Source organism: Butyrivibrio sp. TB (assembly GCF_900110805.1).
In the GTDB taxonomy this organism is placed as follows: Bacteria; Bacillota; Clostridia; order Lachnospirales; family Lachnospiraceae; genus Butyrivibrio; species Butyrivibrio fibrisolvens_C.
On sequence record NZ_FOER01000006.1, the window covers coordinates 136,208 to 154,888 of the forward strand.

Below are 18,681 nucleotides of genomic sequence, written 5' to 3' on the forward strand. Positions count from 1 at the left end.
AATTTATAACACATGAGGTTAATATGGTTTATTATCTTTCACTAGTGGACAGTATGCTTGAAACTCGCATGTTGAAAGAACTCGTTCCGGATTATGCGGCCAAGTATACTGATGATTATTGGGATTTTTGTTATACAGAAGATTTCTATGAGGCAATGGCGAGGCTCCAAGAAGTCAGGAAACACGATATTTTAGTATGGGATACTACGGTCAGAGGAGCGGGCAATAAGCTTCTTTCATTAAGAAAAGACAACCCGACAGCCTTTTTGTTCCTCTTTGCATCCAGCAGGACCAATCCCATGCTCTATGTAAGAGCCGGAATAGCACCGGATGCGCTTCTTTTAAAGCCTTTCGATATTGTTGCTCTTGATAAAGTATTAGAGGAGTCTTTTGACCTTATCCGTGACAGGCTCTCCAAGAGCAGAGGCCAGCTTATAAGTGTCTATACAGGTCATGCACAGAAATATCTCCAGCTTGACCTTATCGATTTTCTTGAAGCCAGAGATAAGAAGGTATTTGTCAGGATCAAGAATCAGGAGTACGGATTGTATGAGACACTTGATGATCTTGAAAAGAAACTTCCGGATCATTTTAGAAGATGTCACAGAAGTTTTATAGTCAATATGCTTCATGCAGACAGCATTATCATTTCGGAGAACGTTATCATCATGAAGAATGGCGACGTAGTACCTGTATCTAGAACATATAAGAAGGAAATCAAAGAGTATGGAATTGAAAATGAATAACGGTTATATAATGAGCAGACTTGATCTTTCAGTCCTTCTTTTATCTGCTAAAAAGGACAGAATCTGTTCACTGGCTCTGCCAAAGGCAAACGAAATTGATGATCTTCAGATGCTTTCAAGTGCATTCAGACTTGCAAGAGATGGTCTGCTTGAAGTTCCTGTAAATGAAGATGTGCTTGATGAAAGTAAAAGGGATTCTGCCATGAGAGCAGATGATATCCATCCTTCTAAAGAGGCTATGGATTTTATGGAGCCTTTACTTTCTGCTCAGAAAGTGATAATGCTGGTTCCTTATGACAAGGAGATGGATCAGAAATTCATCTATATCAGCGATAAAGGAGTTACTTTAGTTGAAGCTGACAGCCATAGACAAGACAGGATAATCGTCACAGCTATTGATAAAGAGGATTTTGAAGACTGGCTCAGACAATCTTTTGATCTTGAAGAGAATATTCCCGGATCAGAGGATGCCAGCAATGAATTCATAAAGGCTATAGATCCTGAAGATATTGAACGAGAGAATCTCAAAGCAGTCAGGAAGATGGATGTTATGGATCTTGAAACATGGATGGATGAAGCTTCTAAAAGTTCAGGACTTACTCCTGTCTTTGCGATGTCATTCATGCGAGGAAGTGACGGTGTTGTGACCAAGTACAGAATGATGCTTCGTGGCAGATTTTCAGAATGGTGCATAGAGTGTCCGGCAGGAGATATTCTTTCAGAGGATGAAGGAATGGAAGTATGGCCGGCTTATGAGAAGATGTGGGCGAATATATGATACTTGTTGATTTGCAGGTTGTATCTCTTGACAGGCATTATCAGTTCAGTCTGGATGAGTCCAAGACTGTCTTTGAACTTATAACAGAGATCAAAGATATCCTGTGCCAGAAAGAACAGTGTGAGATGATGGGAGACGATGATGATCTTATGCTATGTTCAGTCTCACAAAACAGGATCTTGGAAAAAGGTAAAACGCTTTCTCAGCAGGGGGTACGCAGCGCAGAGCGCTTGCTATTGTTTTAGTAGAGGTTGATTATGAGAGTTGATACAGATATTTTAAAAGAGGCAGCTGATAGCAGAGTTAAAATCTGTAAGAGGCTGGAAGACAGATCACTTGAACTTCAAAGGCTTATCAAAGAACTGGAGTCTTATGAGGGTTTTGATGATATATGTAGTCAGGCTAGGGATATCAATGCAGGTCTTATTAAGGATATCCTTAGAATAAGACAGATGGGTATAGCTCTTCACAGCATATCCAGAATTTATGAAGATGGAGAGAAGCTTATCGCTGATCATTCTGATGGAACAGGCTTTATTATCAAGGGACGAGAGCTCGGAATCCTCAATGATCTTGAACCACTGCGAGCTTCCTATGAACGTGTTGTAAGTGGCGATAGTCTAAGGAACATAGGAGGTGAAGAAAGTTGAGCAGGATAATGGTGGATATAGATCAGCTTGTAAGAGATTCCCAGTCAGTTTCAGAGCACCTTACAAGGATCAGAAACTTAAGACAGGACGAGCCCAAGGAGCTTAAAGAGCAGGGAGATAACGTAGAAAGCGGTATAGAAGAGTATAGCCGTTGTATACGTTTTGCAGCTGATAATTATAATAGAATGAGAAGCGAAGTTCGTGATGTTATCTCTTCAATCAGTATATAAGGATCATTTTCTTATTTGATCACATGCACGAGCTTACGGTCTTTACAAGAGGTTGTATTATGAATAATATGAAAAAAGAAATAGAGCAGCTAAGCAATACCGTCAGAAATATGAGCGGTTATTGGAAAAGTGAAAGCAGTGATGTGCATCAGGATATTTTTGCAGATATCATTGATGATGCTATGGATTATGCGGATCACTTCCCGGAAGATACAAAGACAAGCACTAAGACAGATGTATTTGATTCTGATCTGTTGAATTGATTATAGAGGTGTTTTATGGCAGATAAAAATACGATAACTCCTGAACTTTTGAAAGACAGGGTACTTAAGATAGAAGAGCTTGCAGATGCCCTTAAGAAAGATGTACTTAATGTCATAGTTGAGAGTGATGAAAAGACATTTGATTCATGGAAAGGCGAAGAGGCAGACATGTTCCGAACCAAAGAAGATGCTGTAACAGATGCCTTGAAAGAAGATCTTGATAAAACAGTAAAGCTTGCAGAACAGATGAGATATCTGTTATCTAAAAGTGAAAGGGCATGATAAGTAATGGAAATATTACAAAAATACTGGTATATTCTGGTGGCTATTATTGTATTGTTGATAGCTTTCATAATAGTCCTTCTTGTATATATAAAAAATAATGCAGAATATAATAGACAGAACGAGGCTGCAAAAAAAGCTGCAAACAAAACTGCAAACAAAGCATTAAAGAATGTTGCAGGTAAAGGTGGTAGTGTTAAGAAAGCAGCTGAAAGTGATAATGTACATCGTACTAAGTTTGTAGATCTTGGAGACAGAGATTCGGGAGATACAATGCTTTTGTTTGATTCTCCCGGCAAAATCTGGATAAATGATATAGACAGACCTGATAAGATATTTGAACTTCCTTTGTCTGAGTCAGGTGTATATATAGGCTATGATAAGAGCAATCAGGTATGCCTTGATTATGATGATACAGTTTCAGGCGTACATTGTCGTATCTATTGTGCCGGAAGTAAGACATATATTGAGAACAAGAGTAAGACTAATCCGCTCATTGTGAATGGGCAGAAGATTGAAGAAAGCGCTGCTATATACTCAGGAACAGAGATTGTAGTGGGCAAGATCAGGCTCAGTATCAAATTCGCTTGATCATATTTTGGGGCAGCTGTCGGAGGAAGGCATAATTGGGGATTATCAGATGTCCGCATTGTCAGGAGATGATTCCTGATGATTTTACACATTGCGGCTTTTGCGGAAAAGATGTAAAAGTCAAAAACGAAAAATATATGCTGCAGATAGGAACAGTTCTGCAGGATAGATATTATATCGGAGCAGCTATAGGTCAGGGCGGATTCGGAATAACTTATAGCTGCTGTGATCTGCGCCTTGATATGAAGGTTGCGATCAAAGAGTATTATCCGGATCGTCTTGTTCAAAGAGATACAGAGGTATCCGATAATGTCGTCTTAATAAATCCTTCTAAAAAGTCAGTCTATGATCATGAAATGAACAAGTGCCTTCTGGAGGCACGAACACTTGGTGATTTTGCAGATGAACCGGGTGTTGTCAGGGTCAGTGACATATTCAATCAAAACGAAACAGTATATATAGTTATGGAATATCTTGAGGGCATGACCCTTGAGCAGTTCCGTAAGAGGAATCCTGATGTAACATTTGACTTCTGTTATAAAATGTTAAGTCCGGTTATCAAAGTCCTTGAACGTATACACGAAAGAGGGCTTATTCATCGTGATATAAGTCCTTCCAATATCATGGTTCTTCCGGATGGACGTGCCAAGCTCCTTGATTTTGGATCTGCAAGTCGTTTTGATAAGCCGGATGATAGTGATGAGATCCTGGTTCTTAGGTCAGGCTACTCCCCTATAGAACAATACCAAAAGAACATATCTTTGGGACCATGGACTGATGTCTATGCTTTTTGTGCTACTTTCTATTATATGCTGACGGGAGTTAATCCTGTGAGCGCAGATGAAAGAGTAGGAGGGGACACATTGGTAAGACCATCTAAGATGGGAGCTGAGATTCTGGGCGGACAGGAAGATGCACTTATGCACGGACTTGCAATAACTCCTGAACTAAGAACCAGATCCATGAAACAGCTCACAGATGAGATGGAGCTTAAGGTTCCGGTTATCAAAACTGAGCAGATAATCAATGCCAGGAATGAGATAAAATCCCATGTGATAGATGAAATATCCGGAATGGTTACTTTAACTCCGGATAGTCAGAATGCTTTGCAGGATACTAAAAAGATACATCAAAAGATAAGCAAAAAGAAGCTGATAGTATCTCTTGCCGTTGCTGTTATCTGTATTCTTGCAGGAACTTTTACATTGAAGAGAGTCTTTTATAAAGAAGAAATTGTGAACGAAGTAACGGCGTATAGTCTTATCAATGAGAGCGCTTATGGCCTTGATTCTTATGAAAATATAAAACTTAAGATCAAGACAACGATTGATTGTAAGAAAAGTACAAGCTATAAGTCTGAAAGCAGTAGGATAGAAGAAGTTACAGAGGTATGGAAAGGGCAAGGCGACAGCTTGTATGTAAAAGATACCAGTTCTGTCGGTGATGGTAATATCGCTTATATCATATTGGATCATTTAAATGGTGATACATATAGACTTAGCAGGCACGAAGCAAATAGTTATTCAATTGATGATTCATATAATTCATATATCATAACGGCTCTTTTTAATGCGTCATACCTTAATGGAAGCCTGAAACTGGCAGAAGATAAGGCTAAGATAAACGACAGATACTATTATAAAGTAACTGGTGAGCTAAATCCTAATGCCATTGTAAAAACAATAGATGAATTAAATATTTATGAGGATATTCCAAAGAGTTATATAAAGAATTATGGGCTTGTTCCTAACGCTGATATAACTGCTTATTTTGATAGTGAAGATCATAGGCTTAAGAGAATCACTATTACTATGAAGGACTTTGATTGTGATGCGATCAATGAGAAGATAAAAGAATTTAATGAAGTATTTACGTATTCTTATGACAAGATAGGTATCACAATGACTGTTGATTATGCTTATGGTGAGAACACAGTTATAGACTCGGCAGAAGAGAAGCGCTTTACTGACACTAAAGCCAAGATCGAGGAAGACAGCGATGTAAGCTGGGAGTATGGCTGGGGCTATATATGGGGGCTTGACCTCTTTGAGTGAGGGATGATTGCTTTATAATTTCATGGAATGATAACTGGAATTACTTATGCCCCGGGTCCATACCTGCTGTGCTAAGACATGTGGATCCGGGGCATAATAAAAAAGGAATTCATAGCCTAAACTATAAATTCCTTCATACAAATGCCGGTGGCGGGACTTGAACCCGCACTGAGTTGCCCCAAACAGATTTTGAGTCTGCCTCGTCTGCCAATTCCGACACACCGGCGTTTGCAACTCCATAATAATAGCATATTAGCGCGATTGGTGCAAGAAGTAATCGCACATTATTTTAAATAAATAATTCAAACCTCCCCAAATAGTGAAAAAGGAGAAAAGAAAATGAAAGTTGATCCAAAAATGATTGAGATGGCGGATATATATCATCTGTCATTTATGACAAGAATTAAGTATATATATCTTCCGGCTCTTTTTCCGAATATGTATAAGAACCGGCTTAATAAGGGAAGCAAAGTAGAAGAATGAATATAAAATAAGAAGTATATGACCAAGACTAGAAAAGGCATAAGTTTGCAAGAGGTTAATATGACAATTGAGGCAAAGAATATAACTGTAAATTTGGATGGCAAGAAAGTTCTTGATAACGTGACATTTGAGATAAGTTCAGACGATACATGGGCTGTTACAGGCCCTGAAGGAAGCGGCAAGTCTACTCTTGTAGATGTAGTACTGGGGCTTAGAAAGCCGGATAAGGGCTACGTATCACTGCTTGGAGACTATAAATATGACAGGGTCAATGCAGGAGTAGTATTTCAGGAAGACAGACTTTGTGAGTATTTTTCTGCAGAAGAAAATATTGTTTTGGTAAATAACAGATATTCCGAAAGACGGGCAGCCCAGGAGCTCGAGATGCTCATTGACACAAAATATCTGGGAAGACCTGTCTGTGAACTTCCGGAGGATGTAAGAAGATGTATATGTATAGTCAGAGCCTGCTGCATTCCGTCGGATGTTCTGATAATGGATGAACCTTTTAGGGGACTTACTCCTGAAAAGAGGAAAGCTGCTATAGATTTTATCAAGGAAGCTGCAGGTCACAAGGGAATTGTATATGTCCAAAGGACTACTGAGGGGCTGGAAGCATATAAGAACTTCAGACTGGCATAAGATGCCAAAAAGATCTTTTGACACCTATCATATATTATGTGCTTTGATTAATACTTTCAGTATACATGATCAGATAATCAAAAAGACCGTGAATAATCCTCACGGTCTTTATTGCTGCATTATATGGCGATTTTAATTAGCGGAAGTCTTTGAATACTGTGGCTTTGTTATCTCCTTAAGTCCTACGATGCTGCATACACTTGCAGCGATAAGATCTGTCATTGCTCCTGCATAGAGGATTCCGTTTATTCCGAAGAACTTTGGAAGCAGCAGAAGAAGAGGAAGGAAAAATATTACCTGTCTTGTAAGCGATAGGAAGATTCCCTTGATAGGTTTGCCGATAGCTGAGAAGAAGTTTGAAACTATTGGCTGTATGAAATAAGTAAACAGGAATAGATAATAGATTCTTATGTATCTGACTCCGAATTCGAAGTATTCTTCAGAACCCTGGCCGAACATCTCGATAACCTGATGAGGGAATACCTGGAAGATGATAAAACCTAAGAAACTTATCACAGCACCTGTTTTTAAGGCTCCAAACAAGGCTTCTTTAACCCTTGCATATTGTTTTGCTCCATAGTTGAAGCTTGCGATAGGCTGAAGTCCTTGTGACAGACCGATCACAAAGGACATCATTATCTGCATGCATTTAAGAGATACACCGGATACTGCAAGAGGGATATCTGTACCATAGGGTGACAGTCCGCCATAGTAATTAAGGCTTTTATTGAGTACGATAGCCAGAACCATCATTGCCAGTTGGTTGAAACAGTTGGCTGCACCCAGTGAAGCGATACTGATAACAACTGATAATCTGGGGATAAAAGATGCTATATCTAGTCTGACTGTCTTGTATCTTGTAAGGTATACAGCTCCCATTACAGCTGAGATGATCTGACCTATTATTGTTGCAAATCCTGCTCCGAACATCCCCCATCCGAATATGAAGATAAATATATAGTCAAGTATGATATTGGTAATAGCACCTGTGAGATTCATCTTCATAGAATATTTGGGGCTTCCGTCTGCTCTTATGATATGTGTGGCGCAGGAAGAGAAGATAAGGAAGGGAAAGCCTACGGCTGTGATCCTTAAATAGCTTTCTGCCAGAGGATATACATTAGAGGATGCACCAAAAAATACCAGCATGTCATTACATGCTATCTCTGAGAATATGGCAATTATAGATCCGATCAGAAATGCCATGGATGCAGCGTTACCTATATAATACTTGGCTCCGTCTTTTTCGCCTCTTCCCATTGCAAGGTTGAAGTTGGACGCTCCTCCTATTCCGAACAAAAGAGCACTTGCAATGCAGGCAGGTACTAAAGGATATACAACATTGGTTGCAGCATTGCCGAGTTCTCCAATATTCTGTCCGATAAAAAGCTGATCGACAACATTGTAAAGAGAGCCAACAAGCATGGCTATGATACTGGGGATCGCGAACTCTTTTAATAGAGTTGATATTTTCTTACTTCCTAAAGGGTTTTTAGATTTGTTTTCCATAATGATCTATCCTGATTTAAAAAATTTAACCAAATTTGGCCGCTACTATTATAATTTCTATAGACTCAAAATATCAAGAAGATATTTTGACCTGATCATTAACTTTATGTCGCGAGCAAAGAGAGCAGCTAAATTGTTTGAATTGGTAGAGCTCGCGACGCCAATTTGGGTTTGAAAGCGGAACACTTTCAAACTTTATCTTAAAAAATAGCACCGTTTATTCTAGCGTAAAAACTAAATTAGATGGTTTATATCCTTGTAATTTATTAATGAAATATTAATATGTCTTTGATATAATGTTATACAGATGCGGCACATTATCAATTGTATAGCTATCATGGAATTATAAGGAGGATATTCTAATGGGTCTTATTAAAGCTATAGCAGGGGCAGCGGGTGGCGTTCTTGCTGATTCATGGAAAGAGTATTTCTATTGTGAGTCTATTCCGAACGATGTTCTTGTAACTAAAGGAAGCAAGAGAGTTTCAGGTCGTTCATCTAATACAAAGGGAAGTGACAATATCATTACTACAGGTTCTGTTATTGCAGTAGCAGACGGACAGTGTATGATAATCGTAGATCAGGGCAAGGTCGTTGAGCTTTGTGCAGAACCTGGTGAATTCACATATGACGCTTCTACAGAGGCATCAATCTTCTCAGGAAGCCTTGGAGAAGGCATTGGAGCAACATTCGCAAGCATTGGTAAGAGATTTACATTTGGCGGCGAAGCTCCTAAGGATCAGAGAGTATATTATTTCAATACAAAAGAAATTCTTGGTAACAAGTATGGTACAGCTAATGCAGTACCTTTCAGAGTAGTAGATCAGAATGTAGGACTTGACGTTGATATCTCCATCAAGTGTTTTGGTGAATACAGCTACAAGATCATTGATCCTATTTTGTTCTATACCAATGTATGTGGCAACGTTTCAGGTGATTATTCAAGATCACAGATTGATTCTCAGCTTAAGTCAGAGCTTCTTACAGCTCTTCAGCCTGCATTTGCCAAGATTTCAGGTATGGGCGTAAGATATTCTGCAATCCCGGGACATACAGCTGAGATCGCTCAGGCTCTTAATGAGGAGCTTTCTTCCAAGTGGAGAGACCAGCGTGGTATCGAGATCGCATCATTTGGTGTATCTTCTGTAAAGGCATCTGAAGAAGATGAGAAGATGATCAAGGATATACAGAAGTCTGCTGTTAACAGAGATCCGGGTATGGCACAGGCTACTATGGTTGGTGCTACAGCTGATGCTATGAGAGATGCTGCCAAGAATACCAACGGCGCGATGATGGGATTCATGGGTATGAACATGGCACAGAATGCAGGATTTAATGCTATGAATTCATTCCAGGGTCAGCAGGGACAGGTTCCTGCTAATAATTACAATACAGCAGCTGATGGTGGATTTGGAGCTGCTACTATGCAGCCTAAGAGTGCAAATGCATGGACATGTGCTAAGTGCGGTACTCAGAATACAGGTAAGTTCTGTCAGAACTGTGGTGAGAAGAAGCCGGAGGATGTTCAGCTTGGATGGAACTGCCCTAAGTGCGGCAAACTCAATCAGGGCAAGTTCTGCCAGGAATGCGGCGAGAAGAAACCTGAAGGAGCTCTTGTATATAAGTGCGATAAGTGCGGATGGGAGCCTGAAGATCCTTCAAATCCTCCTAAGTTCTGTCCTGAATGCGGAGATCCATTTGGTGATGAAGACATCGTAAGATGATCAACTGAATATATTTATTATAAATACTAAAATCCCACACCGGATTCTGAGCAGATGACGGTGTGGGATTTTTTGAACTTATGAGAATAAGGCGAAGTTAATAATTCACTGAAATTGACCGATAAACTTACGGGGAATGATCATATTTTTTTACATGATCATAAATATAAATATAAATATAAATCCGTTCTTCATAAGGAACATAGGCACCGCCTATGCCTGCCTTGCATAAATGATCTACCTGATCAGGACTGGCTGAACTATGTTATTTGGAATAAGGTGATTACATAGAGAAGGGGTTAATATGCAGCTCACAAATTATATGGAAAAAATAGTTGTAGATAAGCTTGATAATGTGCTCACAATGTTTCCCAATGTGTGCACCTGTGATGAATGCAAACAGGATATAGCCAATCTTGCGCTTAATCATCTGCCGCCAAGATATACATCTTCTGAAAAGGGTGCGATCTTTCTAAATGTCGAAGCTCAGAACAATCAATATGATGCCATGGTGGTTCAGGAGATTATTAGATCTATCGAAATCATATCTCAAAATCCAAGACATCCTAAGCAGCAATAATAACCGGGTGGTTTTTATGATTAATTATGCGGCAATTATATGCCTTTTTCTAATCTTAATAGTTAATGCCATATCTATATATGTTGTTAACAGGCTTGGCAAGCTCTATAGCATCTATTCAGTATGGGCGCTTGGGGCATCTATGCTGTCGATAACAGCAAATATGGTCATTGCATGCACTACATACAGTGGTGTTGTGATGGCGTGCGAGTCGATGTATTATATCTTCATCGCATATGAATTCTTTATGTTCTATAAGCTTTTTACCAGCTATATATACCCATCTAATGAAACTAAAACCGTAGAGTATATCATAAGAGGTCTTTTGGTTGTAGATACGGCTTTACTTATATTCAACATGTTTACAGGATTTGTATTTTCTGTACATGTAATTAATGACAAGCCGGCCAGATTCCTTGATCTTGGAGTTTTTATAGATAATCATGAACCGGCATATTTTCATTATGTAGTGTGCTTTATTATATCGCTTTCATTTATGGTGCCATCGATAATAAGGATCTTTACTTCCAAGGGAATCTATAAGATAAGATATATAGCGATAGTTGCTTTGTTTGGAGGCCTTGAAACTATACTTGGAGTTAATTTTTATTTGGATTTTCCGGTTCCTGTAGTTCTTTTTCTAAATACTCTTATGATAATGCTTAATTATTACATCATGAGTTACTATGTACCGGAGAAGATCAAGATCGGAACCATGGAAGAGTCTCTTAAGAGGCAAAGCAGTGGACTTGTGGCCTATGATAATGATGGCAATCTTGCACTTGTCAATGAGATAACCTTTGAACTTCTCAATATTCCTGCTGATGATCTGGATGCGCTGAAGGCTAAGATAGATGAACTTCTTGAAAAAAGAGATGGTCGTAATAAGATATACGACAGATGGATCGAAGAAATAAAAGGCAAAGATCTTGGTACAAAGTATCTTCAGATAGATGGAGGCACTCTTAGGGATAGAAGAGGAAATAAGATCGGCGGATTCTATAGTATATCTGATCATACTGCTGAGCAGAACGCCATTATATCCGAGCATTATAAATTGACCCACGATGAGCTTACAGGTCTTTATAACAAGGAAGGTTTCTATGAGATTGTCAAAGAGACTTTAAAAAAAGAACCCAGATCTGATTACATGCTTATCTGCACTAACGTACGAGATTTTAAGATAATAAATGATCTGTTTGGATTTGACAAAGGTAATGAGATAATCCAGAAGATCGCGGCTATGATCAATACAGGTACGTATCAAAAAGATGTCACAGCCAGAATAGTTGCGGATCAGTTCGCTATTCTGACCACCAAAGACAGGTACGATGCTACTGACATGAGTAAGCAGCTTGCAGAGGTGTCTAAACTGATAGCAAGCTCTTATTACAGCATGACTATCCATTGCGGAATCTATAATATAACCAATCCTGAGATGGAAGTATCTCTCATGTGTGATAGAGCCAATATGGCTATCAGCACCATCCGCGATGAGCCCGGCAATACTATAGTTACTTATGATGACAAAATGATGTCGGATATCCTCCATGACAGGCAGGTTGCTAATCAATTAGAGCAGGCTATAGACAAGAATCAGTTTGTTATATTCCTTCAGCCACAAGTTACTCCTCTTGGCGAAGTGATAGGGGCTGAAGCTCTTGTAAGATGGGATGATCCGAAGCGCGGAATACTAACTCCCGGAGTGTTTATAGATATTCTGGAGAAAACAGGATGTCTGTACAAGCTTGATCTTCATGTATGGGAGCTTGCGGCGAGGCAGCTGGCAGCATGGAAGGGCACACCTTTTGAAAGACTTAATATATCCGTTAATATATCGCCCAAAGATTTCTACTATGTGGATGTATTTAAGGAATTCACAGGACTTGTGAATAAGTATGATATATCACCTTCCAAGCTCAAACTTGAGATTACAGAGACTGCACTTATGATAGAACCTACAAGGCAGTTGACTCTTATAGGCAAACTCAACAATTTTGGCTTTGATTTTGAGATTGATGATTTTGGTACAGGGTATTCATCTCTTAGTCTGTTAAAAGATATGCCTGCAGAGATACTAAAGATCGATATGGAATTCCTTCATGAGACAGAAAATGAGCAAAGGAGTAAGAAAATCCTTGAATCCATAATAAGCCTTGCTCATGAACTTAAAATGAAGGTTATTACAGAAGGTGTGGAATATGAACATCAGGTCAAGTCATTGCGTGAACTTGGATGCGATATATTCCAGGGATACTACTATTCCAAGCCGCTTCCTGTTAGTGAATTCGAAGAAAAATATCGAGATCACGTTAATAAATAGTAGAGAAATAATTAAGACAAAATATTTTTTGCAAAAATAAAAAAATGGGGATACATTTGGCCGGAATTGTGTTATTATCGAATAGCTGAAACACGATTTCGGCCTTTCAAAGTTGAAGCACATTCTGCTTCTGACTTTTTAATCCCAGGATCAGATTCATGCTATATTACATGAGGATACCCGAGTTTGATTCATAGGTCCGCTATGCGGATTTTGTAGGATAATCCATGGTAAAGGAGGTGGTTTTAATGAAGGAAAGTCATAAATCAAGTAACGATAACCCTGCGCCCCGATTGTGCACAGCATTAAAACCAAAGGAGAATAGCCATGGAAGAAAAGAACTATCAGGAGATCGTTCGTAATCTCCTCGAAACCAGGCAGTATAACAAACTCCGTGAGCTCATCGCTGACATGCAGGAAGTTGATGTTGCTCTTGTGATGGGAGAAATGAAGGATGAAGATTCACTCAAACTTTTCCGCCTTCTTCCCAAGGATATGGCTGCTGAAGTATTTGCTAATCTTGAGTCTGACGACCAACAGTATATTATACGATTCCTGTCAGACAGAGAGACTTCAAACATTGTAAACAACCTGTATGCTGATGATGCTGCGGATTTCTTAGAGGAGATGCCTGCCAACGTCGTTAAGAGGATTCTTGCGCATGCCAACCCTGAAACGCGCAAGGATATCAATCAGCTACTTCAATATCCGGATGATTCGGCCGGCTCTATCATGACGGTGGAGTATGTCGATCTTAAAAAGGATATGACAATAGGCCAGGCAATAGAGAGAATCCGCAGAATAGGTCTTGATTCGGAGACAGTTAATATCTGCTACGTTCTGGATGCAAGACGTGTTCTGGTTGGAACCGTTGACCTTAGATATCTTCTGATACTTAGCGAAGATTCTATCATCGGTGACATCATGAATGACAACGTCATCTCTATAGGAACAATGGATGACCAGGAAGAGGCGGCTCGTAAGATACAGAAGTACGACTTTACAGCCATGCCTGTAGTTGATAACGAAAACCGTATGGTCGGCATCATAACTGTCGATGACGTAGTGGATATCCTGGAGCAGGAGGCTACAGAGGATATCGAGAAGATGGCAGCTATCGTGCCATCTGACAAGCCATATCTCAAGACCGGTATATTTGCTACTTACAAAAAGAGGATGCCATGGCTGCTTCTACTCATGATAAGTGCTACATTTACAGGAGCTATCATCACAAGCTTTGAAAATGCGCTTGCTAAGTATGTTGTACTTACAGCTTATATACCAATGCTGATGGATACAGGCGGTAATGCCGGTTCACAGGCTAGTGTATCGATCATTCGTGGACTGTCACTTGATGAGATTGAATTCAAGGATCTTTTCAAAACTGTCTGGAAAGAGATAAGGGTTGCTGCTATGTGCGGTGCCACACTTGCTCTTACCAATTTTGCCAAGCTGCTGCTTTTTGATAAGATAGGTCTTTCGATTGCTTTGATCGTATGTGCGACCTTGTTCATTGTTGTTATCATAGCTAAGTGTGTAGGCTGCATACTTCCTATGCTTTCAGAAAAGATCGGTCTTGATCCTGCTGTAATGGCAAGCCCTATGATCACAACTATCGTAGATGCAATATCGCTTCTTACATATTTTACGATCGCAACACACCTATTGGATTTTTCATGATCAGTTTTGTATAGTCAGCTTTATATAAGTTATTTGCTCTAAAATAGATAAAACGCAGAAGATTCATTTATTTCTTTGCAAAAAAGGATATGATGAAGACTTCTGCGTTTTTTGTATAAAATATCAATAATATATTCTACCAAAAACAAACGATATTGTGATAAAATATTTATGTGATCATTATACAGTCGGTATATAAGAGGCTGTCATATTTGTATTAACTTTGGTATCCATCAACATGTCTATGGGAGTTAGTTGCTCCCGGAACGGAGAAGTGATGTTAGAGTATACAAAGATCTATTCCAAGAAGTACCCGGATATCGCACTTAAGGTTATTCCAGGTCATTTCGTAACACCCAATTCTCATATCAATTACTATATGGATATGACTACCATGAAAACAAGGCAGTCAGAAGCAAGAGCTGTAGCTATGGCTATGAGTCAGAGTTATATGGCTACAACAGTAATTGATACCATTATCTGCATGGATGGAACTGAGGTGATCGGAGCATATCTTGCAGATGAACTCTCCAAAGCCGGAATTCTGTCTATGAACAGGCATAAGACTATCTATGTTGTGACTCCTGAGTATGATCAGTCTGGCCAGCTTATATTCCGTGACAATATGCTTATGATGGTCAATGAGAAGCATGTACTTCTGCTTCTTGCATCTATGACTACAGGTACGACTGTAACAAGAGCTATTGAGGGTATCAAGTATTACGGCGGACATGTGAGCGGCGTATCTACAATATTCTCAGCCGGGACATCAATTGCCGGATATGAGATCAACACTCTCTTTAATAAATCCGACATTCCTGACTATGTCTCCTATAGTCATGACAATTGTAAGATGTGTCAGGATGGAACCAGAATCACAGCTATATGCAATGGTTTTGGCTATTCTGAAGTCAGACATTAGTGGAAAGCGGATGAAAACTTGCTGTCATATATCCTTTTTCTATAATAAGTAGTAGCGGCGCGGCTTGACAAGATTAACAAAAAAGCGTAAATTTTTCTTTGTAAGCATAGAAGAAAAAATATGGCCTGAGTACTTTTAACAGGCTTCCTATGAGGAGGAAAAAGTTATGGCACAGGTTAAGAAGGCTGCTGAGAAGCCGGCTGCAAAGAAGACAGTTACAAAGAAAGCTACTGCTTCAGTCAAAACAAAGATTGAACTTCAGTATGCTGAAAAGAACATCTCTTACGATGATATCGTAAAGAACGCCAAAGAGTTCTGGACTTCAGAACTTGGCAACAAGGCTGAGGATCTTAAGAGTCTTGATCTTTATGTTAAACCGGAAGAGAACAGAGTTTATTATGTTGCCAATGGCAAGGAAACAGGTTCATTTGAACTTTAAAAAAGAAATGGTAAAAAAAGGCTGGAGAGTGATCTCCGGCCTTTTTTTAAAGTAAAAAGTACAAGATGCCCCAAATTGATCTCTACTATATCTGCTGGAAAAGTGCACAATTTGCGGAAACGAAATTCGTCACTTTGGTTTCTTGTTAATTTAGCAGCATATTAGTACAATAAGTATATAGAAACGGCAATGTAATAAATGCGTTTCCATCAGATTGACGTTTATGAAAGAGGCTGATTTGAGACAATATATCCCATTTAATGACAATTGGAAATTCACAGATAATTACAGCGAAGAGATCCACACAGATTTTTTTGATGACAAGGATCTTGAAGTTGTGCGTATTCCGCATACAGCTAAGGTTACAGGCTTTCACTATTTTGATGAGTCTGTATATCAGAAAGTATGCGGTTATCGTAAGTGCTTTAAGGCAGATCCTTCCTGGAAGGGATCGAGGATCATCATACATTTTGAAGCAGTGGCTCATGTATCAGAAGTGTATATTAATAATATATATATTTGCAGTCATGGTAGCGGTTATACAGCTTTTGAAGCAGATATCACCGATCATATCAGATATGATAAGGACAATGTTCTGTCTCTTAGAGTGTCGGGAACTGAGAAGGATAATGTACCACCATTTGGACATGTTGTTGATTACATGACTTATACAGGGATATACAGACCTGTTTCATTGCAGATCGTGCCTGATAACTATATAAAAGATATATTTGTAAGAGGCATTATCCCAGGTGGATATGTTTATAACGATAGAGAACCTTCTGCTAATAAAACAGAAGCAAAGATCAAGGCTTCCATAACTCTTTTAAAGGAAGATAAGAGTCTTAATGTAAGACTTAGGCTTAGGAGGTTTACAGAAGCAGGCCTTGCCGGGGATTCTAATATTCCTGCAGGTGCAAGAAGTGCTTTTGACATAGAATCAGATAATCTTAAGGCTGATATGTACCGCGAGGAGACCTTGCTTGGGACAGCGCAGATGGATGATGTGGTCAAGGCTATAAGTCATAGGACACTTCCTGTGTCGCTGTGGGATAGTCTGTATCCGGCAATGTATGTGTTGAGAGTAGAACTTATAAGAGGCACTGAAGTTATAGATGAGAAGGAAGTCAGATTTGGGTTTAGGAAGATGCTATTCAAACATGACGGATTCTATCTTAACGGCAGGAAGTTTAGGATACGAGGCCTTAACAGGCATCAAAGCTATGCTTATGCAGGATATGCAATGCCAAGATCCATGCAGGTCATGGATGCTAATATACTCCGTAATGAGCTATCTCTAGGTGCTGTAAGAACATCTCATTATCCTCAGTCACATGATTTTATTGGAAGATGTGATGAGCTGGGACTTCTGGTATTTATGGAATTCCCCGGATGGCAGCATATCGGAGACAGTCAGTGGAAGGATCAGGCGCTTGTAAATCTTAAAGAGATGATCACACAGTATAGAAATCATACGAGCATCATGCTGTGGGGCGTCAGGATCAATGAATCTGTCGATGATGATGACTTTTACAAAAAGACCAATGAGGTTGCACACAACCTTGATGACAGCAGGCAGACTGGCGGCGTAAGAGCCAAGGATCACAGCCACCTTTTTGAGGATGTATATACATATAATGACTTCTCACATGATGGTAAGAGACCGGGATGTGCGCCCAGAAAAAGGATCACGGATGATGACAAGCACGCATATCTTATAACCGAATATAACGGACATATGTTCCCTACCAAGAGCTTTGATACGGAAAAGAGGCGTGCAGAGCATGCAATAAGACATGCCAATGTTATTGATAAGGTAGCATCTTATAGTGATATTGCAGGTTCTTTTGGTTGGTGTATGTTTGATTACAACACCCACAAGGATTTTGGCTCAGGCGACAGGATATGCTATCACGGAGTTATGGATATGTTCAGAAATCCAAAGCTTGCAGCAGCTGTATATGAAAGCCAGTCAGATGAACATCCTGTCCTTGAAATATCATCATCAATGGATATAGGTGAACATGATGAGTGCATCAGAGGTGATGTATGGATGATCACCAATGCTGATAGTGTGAGATTTTATAAAAACGATATATTCATTCATGAATACAAAAAAGCTGATTCGCCGTACAAGAATATGCTTCATGGTCCGCTGCTTATAGATGACTATATAGGAGATCAGATAAGAGAAAATGAGTCATTACCAAAAAGGCAGTGTGATGATATCAAATATCTTATGAACAGGGCAGCAAGATTTGGAATGGGCGGAATAGGCCTTAAGGGAGCGTTGAAGGCTGGAAAGCTTGTGACTATCAAGCATATGACCTTTGAAGATGCCACCAAACTATACAATAAATATATAGGTGACTGGGGCGGTAAATCCACTGAGTTCAGATTTGAAGCAGTTAAGGATGGAAAGGTTGTCAAAACGGTGATCAAGTCACCGTCTAAGGAGCTTCGCCTTGATATAAAGATCGATCATACAGATCTCAAAGAGGCGGAGACTTATGACGTAGCGGCTGTAAGGATAAGAGCAGTAGACCAAAATGGTAACGTAGCACCTTTTGCATGTGAACCTGTGATGTTCAAGACCTGTGGACCTATAGAAATATATGGACCGGCACTTGCGTCACTTCAGGGCGGAATGGGAGGCTGCTATATAAAAACTACCGGCAAAAATGGCAAGGCAAGTCTTACTATTCAGACGGAGTTTGATACAAGGACTGTAGAGTTCGAGGCCAGCTCTTTGATGAATGAAAAAGTTAATTGAATCAGCGAATAA

General features: G+C 39.5%; 18 protein-coding genes, 1 tRNA gene and 1 pseudogene. 18 read left to right on the forward strand and 2 right to left on the reverse strand.

Going from position 1 to position 18,681, the window contains the following annotated elements; translation table 11 throughout:
- Positions 1-23: 23 nt before the first annotated feature.
- The 9 genes from BMX21_RS05640 to BMX21_RS05680 are packed head-to-tail and all read left to right on the forward strand — an operon-like array spanning position 24 to position 5,594.
- On the forward strand, positions 24-746 hold the full coding sequence (locus BMX21_RS05640; protein ID WP_027204931.1) for a LytR/AlgR family response regulator transcription factor: 723 nt from the start codon (positions 24-26) through the stop codon (positions 744-746).
- Positions 727-1,524, forward strand: a complete 798-nt coding sequence (locus BMX21_RS05645; protein ID WP_022752935.1) for a hypothetical protein — start codon at positions 727-729, stop codon at positions 1,522-1,524. The genes BMX21_RS05640 and BMX21_RS05645 overlap by 20 nt, the downstream gene beginning before the upstream one ends.
- Positions 1,521-1,769 carry a hypothetical protein gene (locus tag BMX21_RS05650; protein ID WP_022752936.1) on the forward strand — a complete coding sequence of 83 codons (249 nt, stop codon included), beginning with the start codon at positions 1,521-1,523 and terminating at the stop codon, positions 1,767-1,769. Before BMX21_RS05645 ends, BMX21_RS05650 begins: the two co-directional genes overlap by 4 nt.
- 12 nt (positions 1,770-1,781) lie before the next feature.
- Complete coding sequence (locus BMX21_RS05655) at positions 1,782-2,174, forward strand: hypothetical protein (protein WP_022752937.1); 393 nt, start codon at positions 1,782-1,784, stop codon at positions 2,172-2,174.
- Positions 2,171-2,404 (forward strand): hypothetical protein, encoded by a 234-nt coding sequence (locus BMX21_RS05660; protein WP_022752938.1) that lies wholly within the window; start codon positions 2,171-2,173, stop codon positions 2,402-2,404. Before BMX21_RS05655 ends, BMX21_RS05660 begins: the two co-directional genes overlap by 4 nt.
- Positions 2,405-2,463: 59 nt before the next feature.
- Positions 2,464-2,667, forward strand: coding sequence for a hypothetical protein (locus BMX21_RS05665; protein WP_027215465.1), 204 nt, complete (start codon positions 2,464-2,466; stop codon positions 2,665-2,667).
- A gap of 15 nt (positions 2,668-2,682) precedes the next feature.
- Positions 2,683-2,949 carry a hypothetical protein gene (locus tag BMX21_RS05670; RefSeq protein ID WP_022759040.1) on the forward strand — a complete coding sequence of 89 codons (267 nt, stop codon included), beginning with the start codon at positions 2,683-2,685 and terminating at the stop codon, positions 2,947-2,949.
- Between the two features lie 6 nt (positions 2,950-2,955).
- Positions 2,956-3,540 (forward strand): FHA domain-containing protein, encoded by a 585-nt coding sequence (locus tag BMX21_RS05675; RefSeq protein WP_022752941.1) that lies wholly within the window; start codon positions 2,956-2,958, stop codon positions 3,538-3,540.
- A gap of 35 nt (positions 3,541-3,575) precedes the next feature.
- Positions 3,576-5,594, forward strand: a complete 2,019-nt coding sequence (locus BMX21_RS05680) for a serine/threonine-protein kinase (RefSeq protein ID WP_092042235.1) — start codon at positions 3,576-3,578, stop codon at positions 5,592-5,594.
- Positions 5,595-5,736: 142 nt separating this feature from the next.
- Here BMX21_RS05680 and BMX21_RS05685 read toward each other — a convergent pair.
- Positions 5,737-5,820 (reverse strand) — tRNA-Leu (locus BMX21_RS05685).
- 113 nt (positions 5,821-5,933) lie between these two features.
- On the opposite strand from BMX21_RS05685, the gene BMX21_RS19340 reads away from it, so the two are divergent.
- Positions 5,934-6,077 (forward strand): hypothetical protein, encoded by a 144-nt coding sequence (locus tag BMX21_RS19340; protein ID WP_155243817.1) that lies wholly within the window; start codon positions 5,934-5,936, stop codon positions 6,075-6,077.
- 60 nt (positions 6,078-6,137) lie between these two features.
- Positions 6,138-6,719, forward strand: coding sequence for an ATP-binding cassette domain-containing protein (locus BMX21_RS05690; RefSeq protein ID WP_027204928.1), 582 nt, complete (start codon positions 6,138-6,140; stop codon positions 6,717-6,719).
- 132 nt (positions 6,720-6,851) lie between these two features.
- Here the strand turns inward: BMX21_RS05690 and BMX21_RS05695 are convergent, their stop codons facing one another.
- A complete protein-coding gene (locus BMX21_RS05695; protein ID WP_092042240.1) occupies positions 6,852-8,228 on the reverse strand; it encodes an MATE family efflux transporter in 1,377 nt (458 codons plus the stop codon).
- 362 nt (positions 8,229-8,590) lie between these two features.
- Here BMX21_RS05695 and BMX21_RS05700 point away from each other — a divergent pair, with 362 nt between their 5' ends.
- The 7 genes and pseudogenes from BMX21_RS05700 to BMX21_RS05730 all read left to right on the forward strand — a co-directional run bounded on the left by BMX21_RS05700 (position 8,591) and on the right by BMX21_RS05730 (position 18,669).
- Positions 8,591-9,952, forward strand: a complete 1,362-nt coding sequence (locus BMX21_RS05700; RefSeq protein ID WP_092042243.1) for an SPFH domain-containing protein — start codon at positions 8,591-8,593, stop codon at positions 9,950-9,952.
- A 304-nt stretch (positions 9,953-10,256) separates the two neighbouring features.
- Positions 10,257-10,532 (forward strand): late competence development ComFB family protein, encoded by a 276-nt coding sequence (locus BMX21_RS05705; protein WP_022752947.1) that lies wholly within the window; start codon positions 10,257-10,259, stop codon positions 10,530-10,532.
- A gap of 16 nt (positions 10,533-10,548) precedes the next feature.
- Positions 10,549-12,855, forward strand: a complete 2,307-nt coding sequence (locus tag BMX21_RS05710) for a putative bifunctional diguanylate cyclase/phosphodiesterase (RefSeq protein ID WP_177173940.1) — start codon at positions 10,549-10,551, stop codon at positions 12,853-12,855.
- A 327-nt stretch (positions 12,856-13,182) separates the two neighbouring features.
- Positions 13,183-14,535: a magnesium transporter gene (gene mgtE, locus BMX21_RS05715; RefSeq protein WP_022752949.1), complete on the forward strand. Its 1,353-nt coding sequence runs from the start codon at positions 13,183-13,185 to the stop codon at positions 14,533-14,535.
- Between the two features lie 277 nt (positions 14,536-14,812).
- Complete coding sequence (locus BMX21_RS05720) at positions 14,813-15,457, forward strand: phosphoribosyltransferase (protein WP_092042248.1); 645 nt, start codon at positions 14,813-14,815, stop codon at positions 15,455-15,457.
- Positions 15,458-15,620: 163 nt separating this feature from the next.
- Positions 15,621-15,896 (forward strand): annotated as a pseudogene (locus BMX21_RS05725) (DUF6465 family protein); the annotation flags it as partial.
- A 238-nt stretch (positions 15,897-16,134) separates the two neighbouring features.
- Positions 16,135-18,669, forward strand: a complete 2,535-nt coding sequence (locus BMX21_RS05730) for a glycoside hydrolase family 2 protein (protein WP_242952880.1) — start codon at positions 16,135-16,137, stop codon at positions 18,667-18,669.
- Positions 18,670-18,681 lie beyond the last annotated feature (12 nt).

What these genes read in the sequence shown, in the direction of transcription:
- BMX21_RS05640 (WP_027204931.1), top strand. Translation starts at nt 24, where the DNA reads ATGGTTTATTATCTTTCACTAGTGGACAGTATGCTTGAAACTCGCATG.
- BMX21_RS05645 (WP_022752935.1), top strand. Translation starts at nt 727, where the DNA reads ATGGAATTGAAAATGAATAACGGTTATATAATGAGCAGACTTGATCTT.
- BMX21_RS05650 (WP_022752936.1), top strand. Translation starts at nt 1,521, where the DNA reads ATGATACTTGTTGATTTGCAGGTTGTATCTCTTGACAGGCATTATCAG.
- BMX21_RS05655 (WP_022752937.1), top strand. Translation starts at nt 1,782, where the DNA reads ATGAGAGTTGATACAGATATTTTAAAAGAGGCAGCTGATAGCAGAGTT.
- BMX21_RS05665 (WP_027215465.1), top strand. Translation starts at nt 2,464, where the DNA reads ATGAATAATATGAAAAAAGAAATAGAGCAGCTAAGCAATACCGTCAGA.
- BMX21_RS05670 (WP_022759040.1), top strand. Translation starts at nt 2,683, where the DNA reads ATGGCAGATAAAAATACGATAACTCCTGAACTTTTGAAAGACAGGGTA.
- BMX21_RS05675 (WP_022752941.1), top strand. Translation starts at nt 2,956, where the DNA reads ATGGAAATATTACAAAAATACTGGTATATTCTGGTGGCTATTATTGTA.
- BMX21_RS19340 (WP_155243817.1), top strand. Translation starts at nt 5,934, where the DNA reads ATGAAAGTTGATCCAAAAATGATTGAGATGGCGGATATATATCATCTG.
- BMX21_RS05690 (WP_027204928.1), top strand. Translation starts at nt 6,138, where the DNA reads ATGACAATTGAGGCAAAGAATATAACTGTAAATTTGGATGGCAAGAAA.
- BMX21_RS05695 (WP_092042240.1), bottom strand. Translation starts at nt 8,228, where the DNA reads ATGGAAAACAAATCTAAAAACCCTTTAGGAAGTAAGAAAATATCAACT.
- BMX21_RS05700 (WP_092042243.1), top strand. Translation starts at nt 8,591, where the DNA reads ATGGGTCTTATTAAAGCTATAGCAGGGGCAGCGGGTGGCGTTCTTGCT.
- BMX21_RS05705 (WP_022752947.1), top strand. Translation starts at nt 10,257, where the DNA reads ATGCAGCTCACAAATTATATGGAAAAAATAGTTGTAGATAAGCTTGAT.
- BMX21_RS05710 (WP_177173940.1), top strand. Translation starts at nt 10,549, where the DNA reads ATGATTAATTATGCGGCAATTATATGCCTTTTTCTAATCTTAATAGTT.
- mgtE (WP_022752949.1), top strand. Translation starts at nt 13,183, where the DNA reads ATGGAAGAAAAGAACTATCAGGAGATCGTTCGTAATCTCCTCGAAACC.
- BMX21_RS05720 (WP_092042248.1), top strand. Translation starts at nt 14,813, where the DNA reads ATGTTAGAGTATACAAAGATCTATTCCAAGAAGTACCCGGATATCGCA.